Source organism: Methanobrevibacter curvatus, from assembly GCF_001639295.1.
Taxonomy (GTDB): domain Archaea; phylum Methanobacteriota; class Methanobacteria; order Methanobacteriales; family Methanobacteriaceae; genus Methanoflexus; species Methanoflexus curvatus.
On the sequence record NZ_LWMV01000067.1, the window covers coordinates 1 to 2,641 of the forward strand.

The 2,641-nt window shown below is 18.7% G+C and carries 2 protein-coding genes and 1 pseudogene; all 3 read left to right on the forward strand.

Annotated features, from left to right (window positions below; all coding sequences use genetic code 11):
• Positions 1–403 precede the first annotated feature (403 nt).
• Positions 404–766, forward strand: a pseudogene (locus tag MBCUR_RS11040) (prepilin peptidase); the annotation flags it as partial.
• Between the two features lie 399 nt (positions 767–1,165).
• Positions 1,166–1,714 (forward strand): hypothetical protein, encoded by a 549-nt coding sequence (locus MBCUR_RS10780; protein ID WP_245637268.1) that lies wholly within the window; start codon positions 1,166–1,168, stop codon positions 1,712–1,714.
• 30 nt (positions 1,715–1,744) lie between these two features.
• Positions 1,745–2,401 (forward strand): hypothetical protein, encoded by a 657-nt coding sequence (locus MBCUR_RS01815; RefSeq protein WP_067089498.1) that lies wholly within the window; start codon positions 1,745–1,747, stop codon positions 2,399–2,401.
• The last annotated feature ends 240 nt before the right edge of the window (positions 2,402–2,641 follow it).

Sequence of the window (2,641 nt, forward strand, 5' to 3'; positions counted from 1 at the left end):
CCAATAATCACAAATCAAAACAAAAAATGCCATGACAAATTCATAAACACCATAATAAAAAAAGTTATTATGAAATCAATTAAAAGTATTACTTCATCCATTCAGGAGGCAACCATTTGACAGAGCCAAAATCTCCATAAAAATTCAATTTTAAAAAAAATAAAAAAATTAATTAAAAAAAAATAGATAAAAGACAGGTTAATAGAAAATCTCTTTTGTATATTTTTTTTTTTTTTTTTTAAATAAATTGTTTTTTTAAATTATTCTTATTTTTTTATTTTATAATATGTATTTTATTTTTTTTATATTTTAGTACTCCTTTAGTTAAATTTTTTATTTTAAACTAAAATTTTATCTCAAAAAAAGAAAAAAGATATTATTAACTTTTTTTAAACTATTTTTTATGTATATATTAATCCCAACAATCATCACAATAATAGCTTCATTCGCTGGGGCAATTATAGATATAAAGTACAAAATTATTCCAAATACTCTTAATTTATTTTTAATTGTTTTTGGATTAATTTATTATTTAGTTTTGTCATTTTTTTTAAGAAATCTCTTTTATATTGCTGTTTCAATTGCCTCAGGCATAATTATTTTCTTAATCTCCTATATTTTTTGGAGATTTGGATTATGGGGAGGTGGAGATTTAAAGCTTTTTACTGGAATAGCTATTTTGTTACCTATTTATCCAAACCTATTTTCTAATTTCAGTATTTTTAACTTTACTTTAAGTTTTCCACAAACAAATTTTTATTTGTTTTCAATCACAATTTTATTAAACAGTTTTTTACTCTCTATTCCTTTTATTTTTTCTTATTTAATTTTTATTCAAATAAAACATAAAAATAATAGATTTTCACTTAAAAAAATTGGCATTTTACTTAATCAAAGATTAATTAATATTAAAAAAATTAAAATAAGCAAGATTTCTAAATCTATTTTATGCTATTTGTATTTGATATTTAAGAAAGTAAAAATAAAAGATATTTTTTTAAGTTTTTTTATATTACTAATTTTTAATTTATTTTTTAATTTATTTTTTAATTTCTCTGTTATCTCTAGTTATTTTCATGAAATACAATTTAATTTAGATATTTTTTTTAATTTAAGTGTTTTATTCAATTTTCATGCTCTAAAATATATTTTGAGAATGCTATTAATGTCTATATTAATGGTATTTATTTCATTATTTAGATTTCAAATTATTTTTCAAATAAAAAACTTTGTAAAAAAAATTAGCCATTTACATTATCGTTTAAATGATTTAAAAAATGAAATGATTTTATCTCCTTTGGCAATTGATTTAAATGATGAAAGTAAAGATATTTTATCTAGATCAGATAATTTAATTTTAATTAAAAATAGATTTATTAAATATAGGGATATTAAAGGTAAAAATATTAACAATTTCAATATTAAAAATAAAAAAACAGAAGATTTATTTAACAATAAAGCAAAATTAAGTTTAAAAAATATTCTCAGAAACAATAAGAACTCTACTTGGAAAATAAAAACAGATTTAAATGGTTTAACCATGAATGACATAGTTATTTTAAAAGAGTTATCTGAAAAAAAATATATTGAAGACAATTTTTTTATAAAAATAACTATAAGTTTTGCTCCAGCCATTTTTTTATCTATTGTATATTCTATAATTTTTGGTGATTTATTAATGTTAATGTTAAAATTATGCATGATTTTAGCTTAAATTCTTTACAAATGTTTTTTAAGTGATTATATGGATTTTAAAAAAATTAAAAACACTATTTTAAAGTTTAAAACAAATATTTTCTATTTAAATAGTAATAGCAGTAGCAGTAATAATAATACTAATAGTACTAATAATATTAATAATACTAATAGTGCTAATAATATTAATAATACTAATAATAATACTAATAATAATGTTATAAATTTTAAAAAAGCTAGGCAAAAACCTATAGATAATCATGGACAGCTTTCAATAGAGCTAATTTTAATTCTTATGATAACTATTATTATTTTAATTACAATTACTTTACCTATACTTTCAACAGTTATTGACACATCATTAGATGGATCAGATATTTTAGAATCAAAGGCAGAAATTTCTAAATTAGCTAATGCAGTAGATAGAGTATATAGTGAAGGTAGAGGTTCAAAAGAAACAGTTAATTTAAATCTACCTTGGGATTTAAGAGTTGCTATTTATAGTGATGGTTTGTATTTAAATCAAACAACCCCATATTCTAAACTTAGTTTTACTCATGTTTTAAGCGATGGGAGTTTTAAAACAGTTGAATTTAATCTTTCTTGTGGTAATTTAAATGAAGAATTATATTTAAGTAAAGGCATTAATAATATTGCGGTAAATTGGCCTTTAGATACAGATGCAATAGAAATAACTAGTGTTTAGAGAAATGAATATAAAATATCTTTTAATGATTTTAATATAGTCCAGAAAATAGAGCTTAGAAGTAATAATTTTTTTTAAAATTTTTATATTCGTCTATTAATTAAATTAAATAATTATAATAAATATTTTTTTATATAATAAAATTATAAATGATTATTTTAAAAATTAGATATAATATAAACTTATTTTTTAAAATAAATAAATATTTCAACAAACCATTAATTCGAAAATTTTCTTTCA

Bases quoted from the DNA above. Each gene is read 5' to 3' on its own strand.
- MBCUR_RS10780 (WP_245637268.1), top strand. From the start codon at position 1,166: ATGTCTATATTAATGGTATTTATTTCATTATTTAGATTTCAAATTATT.
- MBCUR_RS01815 (WP_067089498.1), top strand. From the start codon at position 1,745: ATGGATTTTAAAAAAATTAAAAACACTATTTTAAAGTTTAAAACAAAT.